At 65.8% G+C, this 16,109-nt stretch carries 14 protein-coding genes; 11 read left to right on the top strand and 3 right to left on the bottom strand.

Annotated features, from left to right (window positions below; all coding sequences use genetic code 11):
- Positions 1-8 precede the first annotated feature (8 nt).
- From ACAW63_RS24910 to ACAW63_RS24875, 8 genes are all read left to right on the top strand, one after another.
- On the top strand, positions 9-743 hold the full coding sequence (locus ACAW63_RS24910; RefSeq protein ID WP_371229953.1) for a response regulator: 735 nt from the start codon (positions 9-11) through the stop codon (positions 741-743).
- A gap of 19 nt (positions 744-762) precedes the next feature.
- Positions 763-2,184 (top strand): ATP-binding protein, encoded by a 1,422-nt coding sequence (locus ACAW63_RS24905; protein WP_371234782.1) that lies wholly within the window; start codon positions 763-765, stop codon positions 2,182-2,184.
- A gap of 413 nt (positions 2,185-2,597) precedes the next feature.
- Complete coding sequence (locus tag ACAW63_RS24900) at positions 2,598-3,860, top strand: ABC transporter substrate-binding protein (RefSeq protein ID WP_371229951.1); 1,263 nt, start codon at positions 2,598-2,600, stop codon at positions 3,858-3,860.
- A gap of 101 nt (positions 3,861-3,961) precedes the next feature.
- Positions 3,962-4,879, top strand: coding sequence for a carbohydrate ABC transporter permease (locus ACAW63_RS24895; RefSeq protein ID WP_371229949.1), 918 nt, complete (start codon positions 3,962-3,964; stop codon positions 4,877-4,879).
- Positions 4,872-5,717 (top strand): carbohydrate ABC transporter permease, encoded by an 846-nt coding sequence (locus ACAW63_RS24890; RefSeq protein WP_088418070.1) that lies wholly within the window; start codon positions 4,872-4,874, stop codon positions 5,715-5,717. The genes ACAW63_RS24895 and ACAW63_RS24890 overlap by 8 nt, the downstream gene beginning before the upstream one ends.
- 12 nt (positions 5,718-5,729) lie before the next feature.
- Positions 5,730-6,890: an ABC transporter ATP-binding protein gene (locus tag ACAW63_RS24885; RefSeq protein ID WP_371229947.1), complete on the top strand. Its 1,161-nt coding sequence runs from the start codon at positions 5,730-5,732 to the stop codon at positions 6,888-6,890.
- A gap of 52 nt (positions 6,891-6,942) precedes the next feature.
- Positions 6,943-8,301 (top strand): carbohydrate porin, encoded by a 1,359-nt coding sequence (locus tag ACAW63_RS24880; RefSeq protein WP_371229945.1) that lies wholly within the window; start codon positions 6,943-6,945, stop codon positions 8,299-8,301.
- Between the two features lie 177 nt (positions 8,302-8,478).
- On the top strand, positions 8,479-9,315 hold the full coding sequence (locus ACAW63_RS24875) for a D-hexose-6-phosphate mutarotase (protein ID WP_371229943.1): 837 nt from the start codon (positions 8,479-8,481) through the stop codon (positions 9,313-9,315).
- A 255-nt stretch (positions 9,316-9,570) separates the two neighbouring features.
- Here the strand turns inward: ACAW63_RS24875 and ACAW63_RS24870 are convergent, their stop codons facing one another.
- Positions 9,571-10,428, bottom strand: a complete 858-nt coding sequence (locus ACAW63_RS24870) for a MurR/RpiR family transcriptional regulator (protein WP_371229942.1) — start codon at positions 10,426-10,428, stop codon at positions 9,571-9,573.
- 187 nt (positions 10,429-10,615) lie between these two features.
- On the opposite strand from ACAW63_RS24870, the gene zwf reads away from it, so the two are divergent.
- Genes zwf through ACAW63_RS24855 form a run of 3 tightly spaced genes read left to right on the top strand, consistent with a single transcriptional unit; the run spans position 10,616 to position 13,453 of the window.
- Positions 10,616-12,085, top strand: a complete 1,470-nt coding sequence (gene zwf, locus ACAW63_RS24865; RefSeq protein ID WP_371229940.1) for a glucose-6-phosphate dehydrogenase — start codon at positions 10,616-10,618, stop codon at positions 12,083-12,085.
- Complete coding sequence (gene pgl, locus ACAW63_RS24860; RefSeq protein WP_371229937.1) at positions 12,072-12,788, top strand: 6-phosphogluconolactonase; 717 nt, start codon at positions 12,072-12,074, stop codon at positions 12,786-12,788. The genes zwf and pgl overlap by 14 nt, the downstream gene beginning before the upstream one ends.
- Before the next feature lie 17 nt (positions 12,789-12,805).
- Complete coding sequence (locus ACAW63_RS24855) at positions 12,806-13,453, top strand: bifunctional 4-hydroxy-2-oxoglutarate aldolase/2-dehydro-3-deoxy-phosphogluconate aldolase (protein ID WP_371229935.1); 648 nt, start codon at positions 12,806-12,808, stop codon at positions 13,451-13,453.
- A 180-nt stretch (positions 13,454-13,633) separates the two neighbouring features.
- Here the strand turns inward: ACAW63_RS24855 and ACAW63_RS24850 are convergent, their stop codons facing one another.
- Both ACAW63_RS24850 and ACAW63_RS24845 read right to left on the bottom strand, forming a co-directional pair.
- Positions 13,634-15,466 carry an ABC transporter ATP-binding protein gene (locus tag ACAW63_RS24850; protein ID WP_371229932.1) on the bottom strand — a complete coding sequence of 611 codons (1,833 nt, stop codon included), beginning with the start codon at positions 15,464-15,466 and terminating at the stop codon, positions 13,634-13,636.
- 75 nt (positions 15,467-15,541) lie between these two features.
- Positions 15,542-16,102 (bottom strand): peptidylprolyl isomerase, encoded by a 561-nt coding sequence (locus ACAW63_RS24845; RefSeq protein WP_371234780.1) that lies wholly within the window; start codon positions 16,100-16,102, stop codon positions 15,542-15,544.
- Between the last annotated feature and the right edge of the window lie 7 nt (positions 16,103-16,109).

The following is a 16,109-nucleotide window of genomic DNA, read 5'->3' as shown; positions in this document are numbered from 1 at the left end:
CGCCCCAAGTGACCCAGCCCGCCAAATCCATCCTGCTGGTGGACGACGACCAGGAAATCCGCGAGCTGCTGGAAACCTACCTCAGCCGCGCCGGTTTCCAGGTGCGCAGCGTTGCCGATGGCGAGAGCTTCCGCCGCGCGCTGTGCGAGGAGGATGCCGCCCTGGCGATCCTCGACGTGATGCTGCCCGACGAGGACGGCTTCAGCCTGTGCCGCTGGATTCGCTCGCACCAGCGCCACGCCTGCATGCCGGTGATCATGCTCACCGCCAGCTCCGACGAGGCCGACCGCGTGGTGGGCCTGGAACTGGGCGCCGACGACTACCTCGGCAAACCCTTCAGCCCCCGCGAGCTGCTGGCGCGGATCAAGGCGTTGCTGCGCCGCGCGCAGTTCACACAGGTGCGCGGCGGCGAAGTGCTGGCCTTCGACGACTGGCGGCTGGATACCATCAGCCACCGGCTGTTCCACGAGGACGGCGAGGAGCACTTCCTCAGCGGCGCTGACTTCGCCCTGCTCAAACTGTTCCTCGACAACCCCCGGCAGATTCTCGACCGCGACACCATCGCCAGCGCCACCCGTGGCCGCGAGGTGATGCCGCTGGAGCGCATCGTCGACATGGCTGTCTCGCGTCTGCGCCAGCGCCTGCGCGACACCGGGAAGCCGGCGCGGCTGATCCAGACCGTGCGCGGCAGCGGCTACCTGCTGGCCGCCCAGGTTCGCCCGCACCTCGCCGGCCATGAGTGAGCGCCGCCGCAGGGCCCTGGTGCCGCGCTCGCTGCTCGGGCGCATGCTGCTGCTCACCCTGCTGGCGGTGCTGATTGCCCAGGGACTGTCGAGCCTGTTCTGGATTTCCCACCTGCGCAGCAGCCAGCGCGACGGCCTGCTCACCAGTTCGCGCAGCTTGGCCTATTCCATGGCAGCGAGCGTCAGCTACTTCCGCTCGCTGCCCATCGGCTACCGCCCGCTGGTGCTCGACCAGCTGCGCAGCATGGGCGGCACGCGCTTCTTCGTCTCGCTCAACGAACGCCCTCTGGACATGCGCGCGCTGCCGGACACCACCAACAAGCAGGCGGTGATCGACATCGTGCAGGACGTGCTGCACCAGAAGCTGGGCAAGGACGTGGAGCTGCAGGTGGAGTTCGTCAGCCCCGATGACCTGCGGTTGTTCAATGGCGAGCTCAAGCTCGAAGAACTGCCGCGCTCCTGGGCGCACTACGCGCTGACCCTGGAGCCGGTGAACCCGCCGGTGCTGGTCACGCAGATCCGCATCGGCGAAAGCGAATGGCTGTACATCGCCAGCCTGATGCCCGCACCCTACGTGACCCTGGAACCTGAAAGCCTGCCGCCGCAGCAGATCATCTCCATCGTCTTCACCAGTCTCCTGTTGCTGCTGTTCACCGGCCTGCTGGTGCACTGGCAGAGCCGCCCGCTCAAACGCCTGGCCAGCGCCGCCCGTGACATCGCCCTGGGCGGCCAGGACCAGCCACTGGAGGAGAGCGGGGCGAGCGAACTGGTGGAAGTCTCCCGCGCCTTCAACACCATGCGCGAGCGCATCGACCGCTACGTCAACGAACGCGCTCAGCTGTTCAGCGGCATCTCCCACGACCTGCGCACGCCCATCACCCGCTTGCGTCTGCGCGTGGAGCTGCTGGAGGACGAACAGGCGCGGGACAAGTTCAGCCACGACCTCGACGAACTGGAACTGCTGGTGAAGGGTGCGCTGCAATGCGTGAAGGACACCGACATCCACGAGAACGTCGAGCCGGTGGACCTCAACCAACTGCTGCAGTACGTCGCCGGGCCCTATATCGCCGATGGCCGAGTCGAGGTGCTCGGCGCCGCCCGCGAGCCTTATCCGGGCAAGCCGCTGGCGCTCAAGCGCTGCATCGGCAACCTGCTGGACAACGCCCTGAAATACGGCGGCCGCGCTCAGTTGAGCATCGAGGATGATCCTGACGCTGTGGTTCTGCATGTCGACGACCAGGGGCCGGGTGTACCGGAGCAGCGGCTGGAGAAGGTCTTCGAACCGCGTTTCCGCCTCTCCGAGCGCGGCCAGGGCTACGGACTGGGGCTGGGTATCGCGCGCAATATCGCGCATACCCATGGCGGGGAAGTCACCTTGCAGAACCGCCGGGAAGGTGGGTTGCGGGTGACCTTGAGGTTGCCGCGGTTGGAGGTGGAGTAGGGCGGTTGGTTTTCTCCGGTGGGTATGGCGCGTGGCGGTGCCGTTTCCCTCTCCCTAACCCTCTCCCTGAAGGGAGAGGGGACCGTCCGGCATGTGCGTTCAGGCCGGAGTCAGCTTGATGCAAAGGCCATCTGAAGCGCAGGAACCTACAGGCAGCTCGGAAAGCTCCCTCTCCCTTCAGGGAGAGGGCTGGGGAGAGGGTGGTGGGCCAAGCCACAAATATTCAGGAAACATCCCAGAGTGCCTTTCCAGCTCCCCAGATACTTTCACGCAAATCCCACTCAAAGCCCCCAATGTCACCACCTCGTGACAATCGAAGATCGCTTCGTTACCCGGAGACCGGAATGCCTTGGATAGACTCGGACCATCGCAAGCGCAGACTTGCCTCCAATAACAAGAACAAGGTGCTCCCCATGAATGCGATCCGTCGCCTGTCGGCCGCCATCTGTCTGTCTTCCTTCTGTCTCTCCCCAATGCTGGCCCACGCCGGTGAAGTCGAAGTGCTGCACTGGTGGACTTCCCCCGGCGAGAAGCGCGCCGCCGAAACCCTGAAGAAACTCGTCGAAGCCAAGGGCCACACCTGGAAGGACTTCGCCGTCGCCGGCGGTGGTGGCGAAGCGGCCATGACCGTGCTCAAGACCCGCGCCGTTTCCGGCAACCCGCCGGCCGCCGCGCAGATCAAGGGGCCGGACATCCAGGAGTGGGGTGAGCTCGGTCTGCTGGCCGACCTCGACGACGTCTCCGCCGAGGGCAAGTGGGACCAGCTGCTGCCGCCGCAGGTGGCGCAGATCATGAAGTACAAGGGCGACTACGTGGCCGTGCCGGTCAACGTGCACCGGGTGAACTGGCTGTACATCAACCCGGAAGTCTTCAAGAAGGCCGGCGCCACGCCGCCGACCACCCTCGACGAGCTCTTCGCCGCCGCCGACAAGCTCAAGGCCGCCGGCTTCACGCCCCTGGCTCACGGCAGTCAGCCCTGGCAGGACGGCACCCTGTTCGAAAACCTGGTGCTCAGCAAGATGGGCCCGGAAGGCTACCGCAAGGCCTTCGTCGAGCTGGACAAGGACACCCTTACCGGCGCGCAGATGGCCGACGTCTTCGTCGCGCTGAAGAAGCTGCACAGCTATGTGGACGCCGACGCTGCCGGCCGCGAGTGGAACGTCGCCACCGGCATGGTGATCAACGGCAAGGCCGGCATGCAGATCATGGGCGACTGGGCCAAGAGCGAGTTCACCGCCGCCGGCAAGGTGGCGGGCAAGGACTACCAGTGCCTGCCGTTCCCCGGCACGCAGAAGGCCTTCGACTACAACATCGATTCCCTGGTGATGTTCAAGCTCAGCAACGCCGAGAACCGCAAGGCCCAGGAAGACCTGGCGCGCGCGGTGCTCGCCCCGGCCTTCCAGAAGGACTTCAGCCTGAACAAGGGCTCGATCCCGGTGCGCCTGGACGTCGACATGACGCCCTTCGACAGCTGCGCCCAGCAGTCCATGAAGGACTTCAAGGCCGCCTCCGCCAGCAACAACCTGGTGCCGAGCATGGCCCACAGCATGGCCGCCTCCAGCTACGTGCAGGGTGCGATCTTCGACGTGGTCACCAACTTCTTCAACGACCCCGCCGCCGATCCGCAGAAGGCCGCACAGCAACTGGGCGCCGCCATCCAGGCCGCCGCGCAGTAAGGCGCTCGCCGGCCCTGTAACGGGGCCGGCTTTCCTCCCGACAGAACGACTCCGGGCCGCCACGGCAGCCCGGGTGGGCTCACTCATCCTCGAGAAAGCAGATGGCGACCCGATCTCCGACTTTCACTCCCCACCGCGTTTCGCTGCTCGACGGCCTGCAGGCCTGGCTGCCGAAGCTGGTGCTGGCCCCGAGCATGCTCGTGGTGCTGGTCTGCGTGTACGGCTACATCGGCTGGACGCTGCTGCTGTCCTTCACCAACTCGCGCTTCATGCCGGCCTACAGCTGGGCCGGGCTGACCCAGTACCTGCGCCTGTGGGGCAACGACCGCTGGTGGGTGGCGAGCAAGAACCTGCTGCTGTTCGGCGGCCTGTTCATCGGCGTCTGCCTGGTGCTCGGGGTGTTCCTTGCCGTGCTGCTGGACCAGCGCATCCGCCGCGAAGGCTTCATTCGCACCGTCTACCTCTACCCCATGGCGCTGTCGATGATCGTCACCGGCACGGCCTGGAAGTGGTTGCTCAACCCCGGCCTGGGGCTGGACAAGCTGCTGCGCGACTGGGGCTGGACGGGCTTTCGCTTCGACTGGCTGGTGGACTCGGAGCGGGTCGTCTATTGCCTGGTGATCGCCGCCGTGTGGCAGGCCTCCGGATTCGTCATGGCGCTGTTCCTCGCCGGCCTGCGCGGGGTCGATCCGGCCATCGTGCGCGCCGCCCAGGTGGACGGTGCGAGCCTGCCGACCATCTACCTGCGTATCGTCCTGCCGAGCCTGCGCCCGGTGTTCTTCAGCGCGCTGATGATCCTCGCTCACATCGCCATCAAGAGTTTCGACCTGGTCGCCGCGATGACCGCCGGCGGCCCCGGCTACTCCTCCGACCTGCCGGCGATGTTCATGTACGCCCACACCTTCACCCGCGGCCAGATGGGCCTGGGCGCGGCCAGCGCGATGCTGATGCTGGGCGCCGTGCTGGCCATCGTCGTGCCGTACCTGTATTCCGAACTGCGGGGCAAGCGCCATGCATGACTCGACCCTGAAACCGTCGTTCAGCCTGAGCCGCCTGGCGGTGCACGCGACCCTCTGGGGTGCCGTGGCGCTGTACGTGATCCCACTGCTGGTGATGCTGCTGACCAGCTTCAAGACCCCGGAAGACATCCGAAACAGCAACCTGCTGGCGCTGCCGGACGTGTTCACCCTGATCGGCTGGGTGAAGGCCTGGGGCGCGGTGGGGGACTACTTCTGGAACTCGGTGAAGATCACCGTGCCCGGCGTGCTGATCTCCACCTTCATCGGCGCCATGAACGGCTACGTGCTGTCGATGTGGCGCTTCCGCGGTTCGCAGCTGTTCTTCGGCGCGCTGCTGTTCGGCTGCTTCCTGCCGTTCCAGGTGATCCTCCTGCCGATGTCCTTCACCCTCGGCAAGCTCGGCCTGGCCAACACCACCACGGGCCTGGTGATGGTCCATTGCATCTACGGCCTGGCCTTCACCACGCTGTTCTTCCGCAACTACTTCGTGGCGATTCCCGATGCGCTGGTGAAGGCCGCGCGGCTGGACGGCGCAGGGTTCTTCACCATCTTCCTGCGCATCCTGATGCCGATGTCCACGCCCATCGTGATGGTCTGCCTGATCTGGCAGTTCACCCAGATCTGGAACGACTTCCTGTTCGGCGTGGTGTTCGCCAGCGGCGATGCCCAGCCCATCACCGTGGCGCTGAACAACCTGGTGAACATCAGCACGGGCGTGAAGGAATACAACGTTGACATGGCGGCCGCGATGATCGCGGCGCTGCCCACGCTGGTGGTCTACGTACTGGCCGGCAAGTACTTCGTGCGCGGGCTCACCGCCGGCGCCGTCAAAGGTTGAGGTAACCCCCAGATGTCCACACTCGAACTGCGCAACCTGCACAAGTCCTACGGCAGCGGCCTGGCCGACACCCTGAAGTCGATCAACCTGTCGATCGATTCGGGCGAGTTCCTGATCCTGGTCGGCCCCTCCGGCTGCGGCAAATCCACCCTGATGAACTGCATCGCCGGGCTGGAAAGCGTGACCGGCGGCGCCATCCTGGTGGACGGCCAGGACATCAGCGGCATGAGCCCGAAGGATCGCGACATCGCCATGGTGTTCCAGTCCTACGCGCTGTACCCGACCATGAGCGTACGCGAGAACATCGCCTTCGGCCTGAAGATCCGCAAGCTGCCCAGGGCCGAGATCGACGCCGAAGTAGCGCGCGTCTCGAAGCTGCTGCAGATCGAGCACCTGCTCGAACGCAAGCCCTCGCAGCTTTCCGGCGGCCAGCAGCAGCGCGTGGCCATGGGCCGGGCGCTGGCGCGGCGGCCGAAGATCTACCTGTTCGACGAGCCGCTGTCGAACCTCGACGCCAAGCTGCGCGTGGAGATGCGCACCGAGATCAAGCTGATGCACCAGCGCCTGAAGACCACCACGGTATACGTGACCCACGACCAGATCGAGGCCATGACCCTGGGTGACAAGGTGGCGGTGATGAAGGACGGCATCGTCCAGCAGTTCGGTACGCCGCAGCAGATCTACAACGATCCGGCCAACCTGTTCGTCGCCAGCTTCATCGGTTCGCCGCCGATGAACTTCATCCCGCTCAAGGTCCAGCAGCAGGGCGGCCGGCTGGTCGGCCTGCTGGACAGCGGCCAGGACCGTTGCGAGCTGCCGCTGCAACTGGACGCCGGGCTGGTCGAGAGTCGCGAGCTGATCCTCGGCGTGCGTCCGGAACAGGTGCAGCTGGCCAGCGACGGTGCCAACGGTCCGAGCGACCTGCGCGCCGAAGTCGAGGTGGTCGAACCCACCGGTCCGGACACCCTGGCCTTCGTCACGCTCAACGGTGCCAAGGTCTGCTGCCGACTTGCGCCGGACCAGGCGCCGCAGCCGGGGGCGTCCCTGCAGCTGCGTTTCGATCCTTCCCGCGCACTGCTGTTCGACGCGCGGAGCGGCGAGCGTCTGCGCGCCGAGCCGCGCGGCGACGGCGCGAACAAGGTGACGCCGCTGGCACGGCAGAAGCATTCCTGAAGTACCCCTGCCTGCAACTACGCTAGAAACCAAGACAACGAGGACGCTGGAGATGCACAAGAACAACAAGAACCGGCCTGCCGCACGAACCCTGGGCTGCCTGCTCGCACTGGGCTGCGTGGGCAATGTCGCCCATGCCGCCGACGCCTTTTCATCCGAGTCCAGGTGGGGCCTGGGCGACTGGGGCGGCAAGCGCACCGAACTGCTGGAGAAGGGCTACGACTTCAAGCTCGACTACGTCGGCGAAGCCGCGAGCAACCTGGGCGGCGGCTACGACCAGCACACCACCGCGCGTTACTCCGACCAGTTCGCCCTCGGCACCCACCTGGACCTGCAGAAGATCCTGGGCTGGGACGCCACCGAGTTCCAGCTCACCGTCACCGAGCGTAGCGGCCGCAACCTCTCCAACGACCGCATCAGCGACCCGCGCGCCGGGCAGTTCAGCTCCGTACAGGAAGTCTGGGGCCGTGGCCAGACCTGGCGCCTGACCCAGATGTGGATCAAGCAGCAGTACTTCGACGGCGCACTGGACGTGAAGGTCGGCCGCTTCGGCGAAGGCGAGGACTTCAACAGCTTCCCCTGCGACTTCCAGAACCTGGCCTTCTGCGGCTCGCAGGTGGGCAACTGGGTCGGCGGCATCTGGTACAACTGGCCGGTCAGCCAGTGGGCCGCCCGCGTGAAGTGGAACTTCAACGATCAGTGGTACGCCCAGGTCGGCGCCTACAACCAGAACCCCTCGAACCTGGAGACCGGCAACGGCTTCAAGCTCAACGGCAGCGGCACCGAAGGCACCATCCTGCCGGTGGAGCTGGTCTGGATGCCCAAGGTCGGCGCGGCGCAGCTGCCCGGCGAATACCGCCTGGGCTACTACTACAGCACTGCCAAGGCCGACGACGTCTTCGAGGACGTCAACGGCAACCCGCAGCCGCTCACCGGTGAGCCGTTCAAGTCCCACAGCAGCAAGCACGGCTGGTGGGTGGTGGCGCAGCAACAGATCACTGCGCACAACGGCGACGCCTCGCGCGGCCTCAGCCTGTTCGCCAACTTCACCGTGCATGACGAGGCGACCAACACGGTGGACAACTACCAGCAGCTGGGCGTCGTCTACAAAGGCCCGTTCGATGCGCGGCCCAAGGACGACATCGGCTTCGGCGTGGCGCGCATCCACGTCAACGATGACGTGCAGGACCGCCAGCGCCTGGTGAACCAGGTCAACGGCATCGACGACTACGACAACCCGCTGTACCAGCCCATCCAGGACACCGAGTACAACGCCGAGCTGTACTACGGCGTGCATGTGACCAATTGGCTCACCGTGCGCCCGAACCTGCAGTACATCAAGCATCCCGGTGGCGTCGACGAGGTCAACAACGCCGTGGTGGCCGGCCTGAAGATCCAGTCCAGCTTCTGATTGCTTCCTGGTGCGAATCTGGCCCGTCCGTGCGACGGGCCTTTTTTCATTGGCGCGGGCGCTGCGCGTGGCTAGGCTTTGCGAGTAGAATCGCCGCTTTTCATCGAATGTAGTGAAACTACAGCCTCTTTACGCCCCGGAGCGTCCGGGCAGGGATTGGATCAGGACATCCGGATAATGCTCGAGCATCCGCTGCAGCGCTTTTTTCATTCCATGCGGGCCAAGCGCCCCTTCGACTGGGTGCGCTTCCAGCGTCGCGACCTGCTGCTGATCGATCACCCGCAGTGCCAGGCGGTATTCAGCCGCCAGGGCGCGCAGTTGCTGCACTTCCAGCCGCGCGGTGCGCGCCCGCTGCTGTGGTGTTCCAGCCAGTGGCCGAGCCTGAGCACCGCGCCGATTCGGGGCGGCATCCCGGTCTGCTGGCCCTGGTTCGGCAGTCACCCGGTCGAGCCCGACTGGCCCCAGCACGGCTGGGCGCGCCAGCGCGAGTGGCGGATGCTCGATGCCTGGGCCGACGACAGCAAGGTGGTGGTCAGCTGGCAACTGGACGTCGAGGATTGGCACGTGCGCCTGGAGGCGCGCCTGGGCCAGGACCTGGATATCGAGCTCTCCAGCTACCACGAGGATGACAGCGACTGCCTGTTCAGCTTCGCCCTGCAGCCATACTGGCGCGTGGGCTCGCTGCGTCGTTCGGTGGTCCATGGCATGGAGCTGGACGGCAAGGCCACCGGTCTGCCCAATACCTGGGCTCCGCGCGGGGCGGTCAAGCAGGTGCTCTACAACACAGGGGCCCTGGTGCTGGAAGATGCCGGCTGGCAGCGCCGTCTGCGCATCGACAAGAACGTCGGCGCCGGCAGCGTGATCTGGCACCCCGGCAGCCGCACGGTGGAGCAGGTGGCGGCGGCCGAGGCGGATCGCTTCCTGTGCATTGGCGCCGCCGGCTATCGCGCGGGCGGGCTGATCCTGGCGCAGGGCGAGCGGATGTTGCTGAACCTGCGCGCCGGGCTGGTCTGATCGACTGAGCTTCTAGGGCGGGCCGAACGAGTGTAAGCGAGCTTGCTCGCGAACCGCTTGGCTCCAAAGTTTCCGGCGAGAGCGTTCGCGAGCAAGCTCGCTCCTACGGAAAGCCACGTTGCGTGCCGGCCTTATCCCGTAGGAGCGGACCTTGTCCGCGAAGAGTCAGCCGTGCACTAGAGCATCGCGGAGAAGCTCCGCTCCTACGAGAGCGGATCAGCGTGCGGCATTGCTTTTTGTAGGCGCGATGCTTTCCTAATCTTCCTCATCGAGCTGGTAACGCGTTGGCACCAGGCTCTCCTTGATCCGCCGCAGGTGCGGCTGGAAGTCCACGCCGCGGCGCAGGGTCACGCCAGTGGCGAGTACGTCGAGCACGGTGAGCTGGATGATCCGCGAGGTCATCGGCATGTAGATGTCGGTGTCTTCCGGCAGCGGGATGTCCAGGCTCAGGGTGCTGGCGCGGGCCAGCGGGGAGTCGGCGGCGGTCAGGCCGAGCACCGAGGCACCGTTCTGCCGTGCCAGGTGCGCCACTTCCACCAGCTCGCGGGTGCGCCCGGTATAGGAAATCACCACGAACAGGTCGCCGGTGTGCGCCACCGAGGCGATCATCCGCTGCATCAGCACGTCGCTGTGGGCCGATACCGCCAGGTTGAAGCGGAAGAACTTGTGCTGCGCATCCAGCGCCACGGAGCTCGAAGCGCCGAGGCCGAAGAAATGGATCTGCCGGGCCTGGATCAGCAGGTCCACGGCGCGGTCGATCACCTTGGGGTCGAGCAGCTTGTAGGCGCTGTCCAGCGAGGCGATGGTGCTGCTGAAGATCTTCCGGGTGTAGGCCTCGGGCCCATCGTCCTCGGCCACCGCCTGGGCGACGAAGGCCGCGCCGCTGGCCAGGCTCTGGGCCAGCTGGATCTTCAGCTCCGGGTAGCCGCTCATGCCGAAGGAGCGGCAGAAGCGGTTCACCGTCGGCTCGCTGACGCTGGAGGCCTGGGCCAGCGCGGCAATGCTGAAGCGCGTGGCCTGCTGCGGGTCGCGCAGTATCACTTCGGCGACCTTGCGCTCGGCCTTGTTCAGCTGTTCCAGACGGCTCTGGATCTGCTCCAGCAGGTTTTTCATCCGTGCTCCTTGAGGTAATCGACGGTTGACCGGGTAGGGCCGATCAGCGGCGCTATCCTAACTTTCAGGCCGGCAGCGACCAACAAGGACGCGAAACGGCAAAAATATGTTGTTTAATTACTACATATTTGTCTTAATGCCGGCGTAGAAGGCTAACTATCGTTCAAAATTTAGTTGGTAACAACAAATGCCTGAAGTCCGCGTTCTGCCCTGCACCCTCGCGCTGTTCGGCGCCCTGGGTGATCTTGCCCTGCGCAAGCTGCTCCCGGCGCTGTACCAGCTCGATCGCGAGAGCCTGCTGCACGGCGAAACCCGCATTCTCACCCTGGCCCGCGACGAAGGTGCCAGCGAGGCGCCGCTGGCCGTCATCGAGCGACGCCTGCGCCAGGCGGTGCCCGCGAAGGAGTGGGACGAGGCGGTGTGGATGCGCTTCCAGGCGCGCCTGACCCACCTGAACATGGACTTCCTCGATGGCGGCTCCTACACGGCGCTGGCCGAACAGGTCGGCGAGGAGCGCACCCTGGTCGCGTACTTCGCCACGGCCGCCTCGGTATTCGGCGGCATCTGCGAGAATCTCGCCGCCGTCGGCCTCGCCGAGCGCACCCGGGTGGTGCTGGAGAAACCCATCGGCCACGATCTGGAGTCCTCCCGTGCGGTGAACGACGCGGTGGCGCGCTTCTTCCCGGAAAACCGCATCTACCGGATCGACCACTACCTGGGCAAGGAGACGGTGCAGAACCTCATCGCGCTGCGCTTCGCCAACAGCCTGTTCGAGACCCAGTGGAACCAGAATCACATCTCCCATGTGGAGATCACCGTGGCCGAAAAGGTCGGCATCGAAGGCCGCTGGGGCTACTTCGACAAGGCCGGCCAGCTGCGCGACATGGTGCAGAACCACCTGCTGCAGCTGCTCTGCCTGATCGCCATGGACCCGCCGGCGGACCTGACCGCCGACAGCATCCGCGACGAGAAGGTGAAGGTGCTGCGTGCGCTGGAGCCCATCGCGCCGGAGCAACTGGCCACCCGCGTGGTACGCGGCCAGTACACCGCCGGTTTCATCGACGGCAAGGCGGTGCCCGGCTATCTCGCCGAGGAAAACGCCAACCCCAACAGCGACGCCGAGACCTTCGTCGCGCTGCGCGTGGACATCCGCAACTGGCGCTGGTCCGGCGTGCCGTTCTACCTGCGTACCGGCAAGCGCATGCCGCAGAAGCTGTCGCAGATCGTCATCCACTTCAAGGAACCGCCGCACTACATCTTCGCCCCGGAGCAGCGCTCGCTGATCAGCAACCGCCTGATCATCCGCCTGCAGCCGGACGAGGGCATTTCCCTGCAGGTGATGACCAAGGACCAGGGCCTGGGCAAGGGCATGCAACTGCGCACCGGCCCGCTGCAACTGAATTTCTCCGAGACCTTCCACACCGCCCGTACGCCGGACGCCTACGAGCGACTGCTGCTGGAAGTCATGCAAGGCAATCAGTACCTGTTCGTGCGCAAGGACGAGGTGGAGTTCGCCTGGAAATGGTGTGACCACCTGATCGCCGGCTGGGGCCGCCTGGGCGAGGAACCCAAGCCATACCCGGCGGGCAGTTGGGGACCGCAGGCGTCTGTTGCCCTCATCGCACGCGACGGGAGGGACTGGTATGGCGATCACTGAACCGAAACTGGCTGAAGGCATGGCCTGGAACACCTGGAACAACGCCGCCGAGCAGGCGCAGGGACTGGCCGCTACCGTGGCCGACGGGTTGCGCGCGGCGCTGGCCGAACGTGGCCGGGCGTTGCTGGTGGTATCCGGTGGGCGTAGTCCGATCGCCTTCCTCGAAGCGCTGAGTAGCGCGGAGCTGGACTGGTCGAAGGTGTCCGTCAGCCTGGCCGACGAGCGCTGGGTGCCCGAGTCGCACCCTGACAGCAATGCCGGCCTGCTACGTCGCCATCTGCTCAAGGGCGCGGCGGCCCGCGCGCACTTCATCGGTCTGTACCAGTCGGCAGCCTCGCTGGAAGAGGCCGCCGACAAGGCCGACCGTTTCCTGCATGAGCTGAGCCTGCCCATCGACGTGCTGGTGCTGGGCATGGGTGACGACGGCCATACCGCCTCGCTGTTCCCCGGCAGCGCCGGGCTGGCCGAAGCGCTCGACCCGGCGAGTACGCGCCGCTGCCTGCCGATGTGGGCGCCGAGCGTGCCTCGTCAGCGTCTGACCCTGACCCGCGCCGTCTTGCAGGGGGCGCGGCTGCAACTGCTGGCCATCCAGGGCGAGGCCAAGCTGGCCACCCTGAGCCAGGCGCTCAGCGACAACGACGACCAGCGCATGCCGGTCAACGCGTTCCTGCGCGCACCTCTTTCGATCCATTGGTGCCCCTGAGGCACGGAGTTACCGCAATGTCTGAACAACACATCCAGCAGATCGATGCCCTGGCGCAGCGTGCGCGCATCCTGCCGGTGATCACCATCGACCGCGAGGCGGACATCCTGCCCATGGCGGATGCCCTTGCCGCTGGAGGGATCACCGTTCTGGAAGTGACCTTGCGGACCTCGCTGGGGCTCACCGCCATTCGCCAGTTGAGTGAGCGACGCCCGGAGCTGCTGGTGGGCGCCGGCACCGTGCTCGATCCGGAAACCTTCCGCCAGGCGGAAGAGGCGGGGGCGAAGTTCATCGTCACGCCGGGTTGCACCGAGGAGTTGCTGCAGTACGCCGTGACTCGCCCGGTGCCGCTGCTGCCGGGCGTGGCCACCGCCTCGGAAATCATGGCGGCGTACCGCCACGGCCTGCGCCGCTTCAAGCTGTTCCCGGCGAAGGTGTGCGGCGGCGTGGAAGCGCTCAAGGCCTTCGGCGGGCCGTTCCCGGACGTGCGCTTCTGCCCCACCGGCGGCGTCGGCCCGGACAACCTGAATGATTACTACCGGCTGGCCAACGTGATGTGCGTGGGCGGCAGCTGGATGCTGCCCAAGGGCGCCATCGACAGTGGCGACTGGGCTACGGTCGAGCGCCTGAGTCGAGAGGCGCTGACGTTACTGGACACACACTGAGCTGTCCCGGTTTGGACGTGCCCGGCCCTGTGCCGGGCTTTTTTATGGGGGCGAGCGGCTCTTCGTAGGAGCGAGCTTGCTCGCGAACGGATTTCCCCGGCGGCTCTGATGCTCGGGCTGTTCGCGAGCAAGCTCGCTCCTACAGATAACGGATGCTTTGGTGCATCTCAGGGCAAACGATCAATCCACCCCGACGAACCCACCCGTCTGGTGCCGCCAAAGCCGCGCGTAAAGCCCGCCATGGGCCAGCAGCTCGGCATGGCTGCCGCTCTCGACGATGCGGCCGTGTTCCAGCACCACCAGGCGGTCCATGCGGGCGATGGTGGAGAGGCGGTGGGCGATGGCGATCACCGTCTTGCCCTGCATCAGGGTCTCCAGGCTTTCCTGAATCGCCGCTTCCACTTCCGAGTCGAGCGCCGAGGTGGCTTCGTCGAGAATCAGGATCGGCGCATCCTTGAGCAGCACGCGGGTGATCGCGATGCGCTGGCGCTGGCCGCCGGAAAGCTTCACGCCGCGCTCGCCGACGTGGGCGTCGAGTCCCTGCCGCCCTTCGGCGTCGCTCAGTTGTGGGATGAATTCCGAGGCGCGGGCCTTCTGGATGGCGTCCTGCAATTCGTCCTCGCCGGCATCCGGGCGACCGTAGAGCAGGTTGGAACGGATCGACCGGTGCAGCAGCGAGGTGTCCTGGGTGACCATGCCGATCTGCGCGCGCAGGCTTTCCTGGGTCACGCCGGCGATGTCCTGATCGTCGATCAGGATGCGTCCGCCTTCCAGGTCATACAGGCGCAGCAGCAGGTTGACCAGGGTGGACTTGCCGGCGCCGGAGGGGCCGACCAGGCCGATCTTCTCTCCGGGGCGCACCACCAGGTCGAGGCCGTCGATCAGGCCGCCGCCCTTGCCGTAGCTGAACGACACCTGTTCGAAGCGAACCTCGCCGCGATTCACCGTCAGCGGCCTGGCCTCAGGCTTGTCCACCACCTGGCGGGGCAGGGCGATGGTCTGCATGCCGTCCTGCACCTGGCCCACGTTCTCGAAGATGCCGCCGACCACCCACATGATCCAGCCGGACATGTTGTTGATACGGATGACCAGGCCGGTGGCCAGGGCGATGGCGCCCACCGAGATCAGCGACTGGCTCCACAGCCACAGGGCCAGGCCCGTGGTGCCGGCGATCAGCAGGCCGTTGAAGATGGTGATGGTGACGTCCATGGAAGTCACCACGCGCCCGGCGCGCTGGGCCTTGCGGGTCTGATCGTCGATGGCCTCGCGGGCATAGTCCTCTTCCTGGCGCGTGTGGGCGAACAGCTTGAGGGTGGTGATGTTGGTGTAGCCGTCGACGATGCGGCCCATGAGCTTGGAGCGCGAATCGGAGGCGGCCACCGAGCGGCGCTTCACCTGCGGCACGAAGTAGCCCAGCGCGCCGACGTAGCCGATCACCCAGAGTACCAGCGGGATCATCAGGCGCCAGTCGGCCTCGGCGAACAGCACCAGGGCGCTGAGGGTGTAGATGACCACGTGCCAGATGGCGTCCACCACCTGCACGGCGGAGTCGCGCAGGGAGTTGCCGGTCTGCATGATGCGCTGGGCGATGCGTCCGGCGAAGTCGTTCTGGAAGAAGCCCAGGCTCTGCTTGAGCACGTAGCGGTGGTTCTGCCAGCGGATCAGGTTGGTCATGCTGGGGTTGATGCTCTGGTGCACCAGCATGTCGTGCAGGCCGTTGAACAGCGGGCGCAGGATCAGCGCGACCACGGCCATCCAGATCAGCTCGCGGTCGTGCAGGGAGAAGAAGTCGGCGGGGGCGGTGCCCTGGGCGAGGTCGACGATGCGCCCCAGGTAGCTGAACAGCGCGACTTCGATCAGCGCGACGATCAGGCCGACGAAGAGCAGGGCGAGGAACACCGGCCAGACCTGGCGCAGGTAATAGACGTAGAAGCGGATGACGTCGGAGGGCGGCATGCGCTCGGGGACGTCACGGAAGGGATCGATCAGACGTTCGAAACGACGGTAAAGCATGATTCTTCTCAGGTTGGTAGCGGGTCCGTCCTGGACCCGCTGGATATGGCCTCCGTCAGGCGTGTGCGCGGGACATCACAGGCGCTTGGCGGAGAGGATGACGACCGGGGCTTTCGGGACGTCCTGGAACATGCCGCGGTTGCCGGTCTGGACCTGGGCGATCTGGTCGACCACGCCCATGCCGCGCACCACCTTGCCGAACACGGCGTAGCCGAAGTCGCGGGCACCGTGGTTGAGGAAGTCGTTGCCGGTCAGGTTGATGAAGAACTGGCTGGTGGCCGAGTCCACCGCGCTGGTACGGGCCATGGCCAGGGTGCCGCGCTCGTTGAGCAAGCCGTTGTCGGCTTCGTTCTTGATCGGCGCCTGGGTGTCTTTCTGGCTCATGCTCTCGGTGAAGCCGCCGCCCTGGATCATGAAGTTGGGGATCACGCGGTGGAAGATGGTGCCGTTGTAGAAGCCACTGTCGACGTAGTTCAGGAAGTTCTTCACGGAAATGGGGGCCTTGTCGGCGTACAGCTCGATCTCGATTTCACCCGAGGTGGTGGACAGCAGTACGTGCGGCTTGTTGGCGTCGGCGGCGAATACCGAGCCGGCCAGGACCAGGGAGCAGGCAGCGAGCAGGAAGCGTTTGAACAGAGTCATT

The organism is Pseudomonas sp. QE6, assembly GCF_041379005.1.
Classification (GTDB): Bacteria; Pseudomonadota; Gammaproteobacteria; order Pseudomonadales; family Pseudomonadaceae; genus Pseudomonas.
The sequence above is the reverse complement of the archived record's forward strand: the minus strand, read 5'-3'. Positions and strand labels throughout refer to the sequence as shown.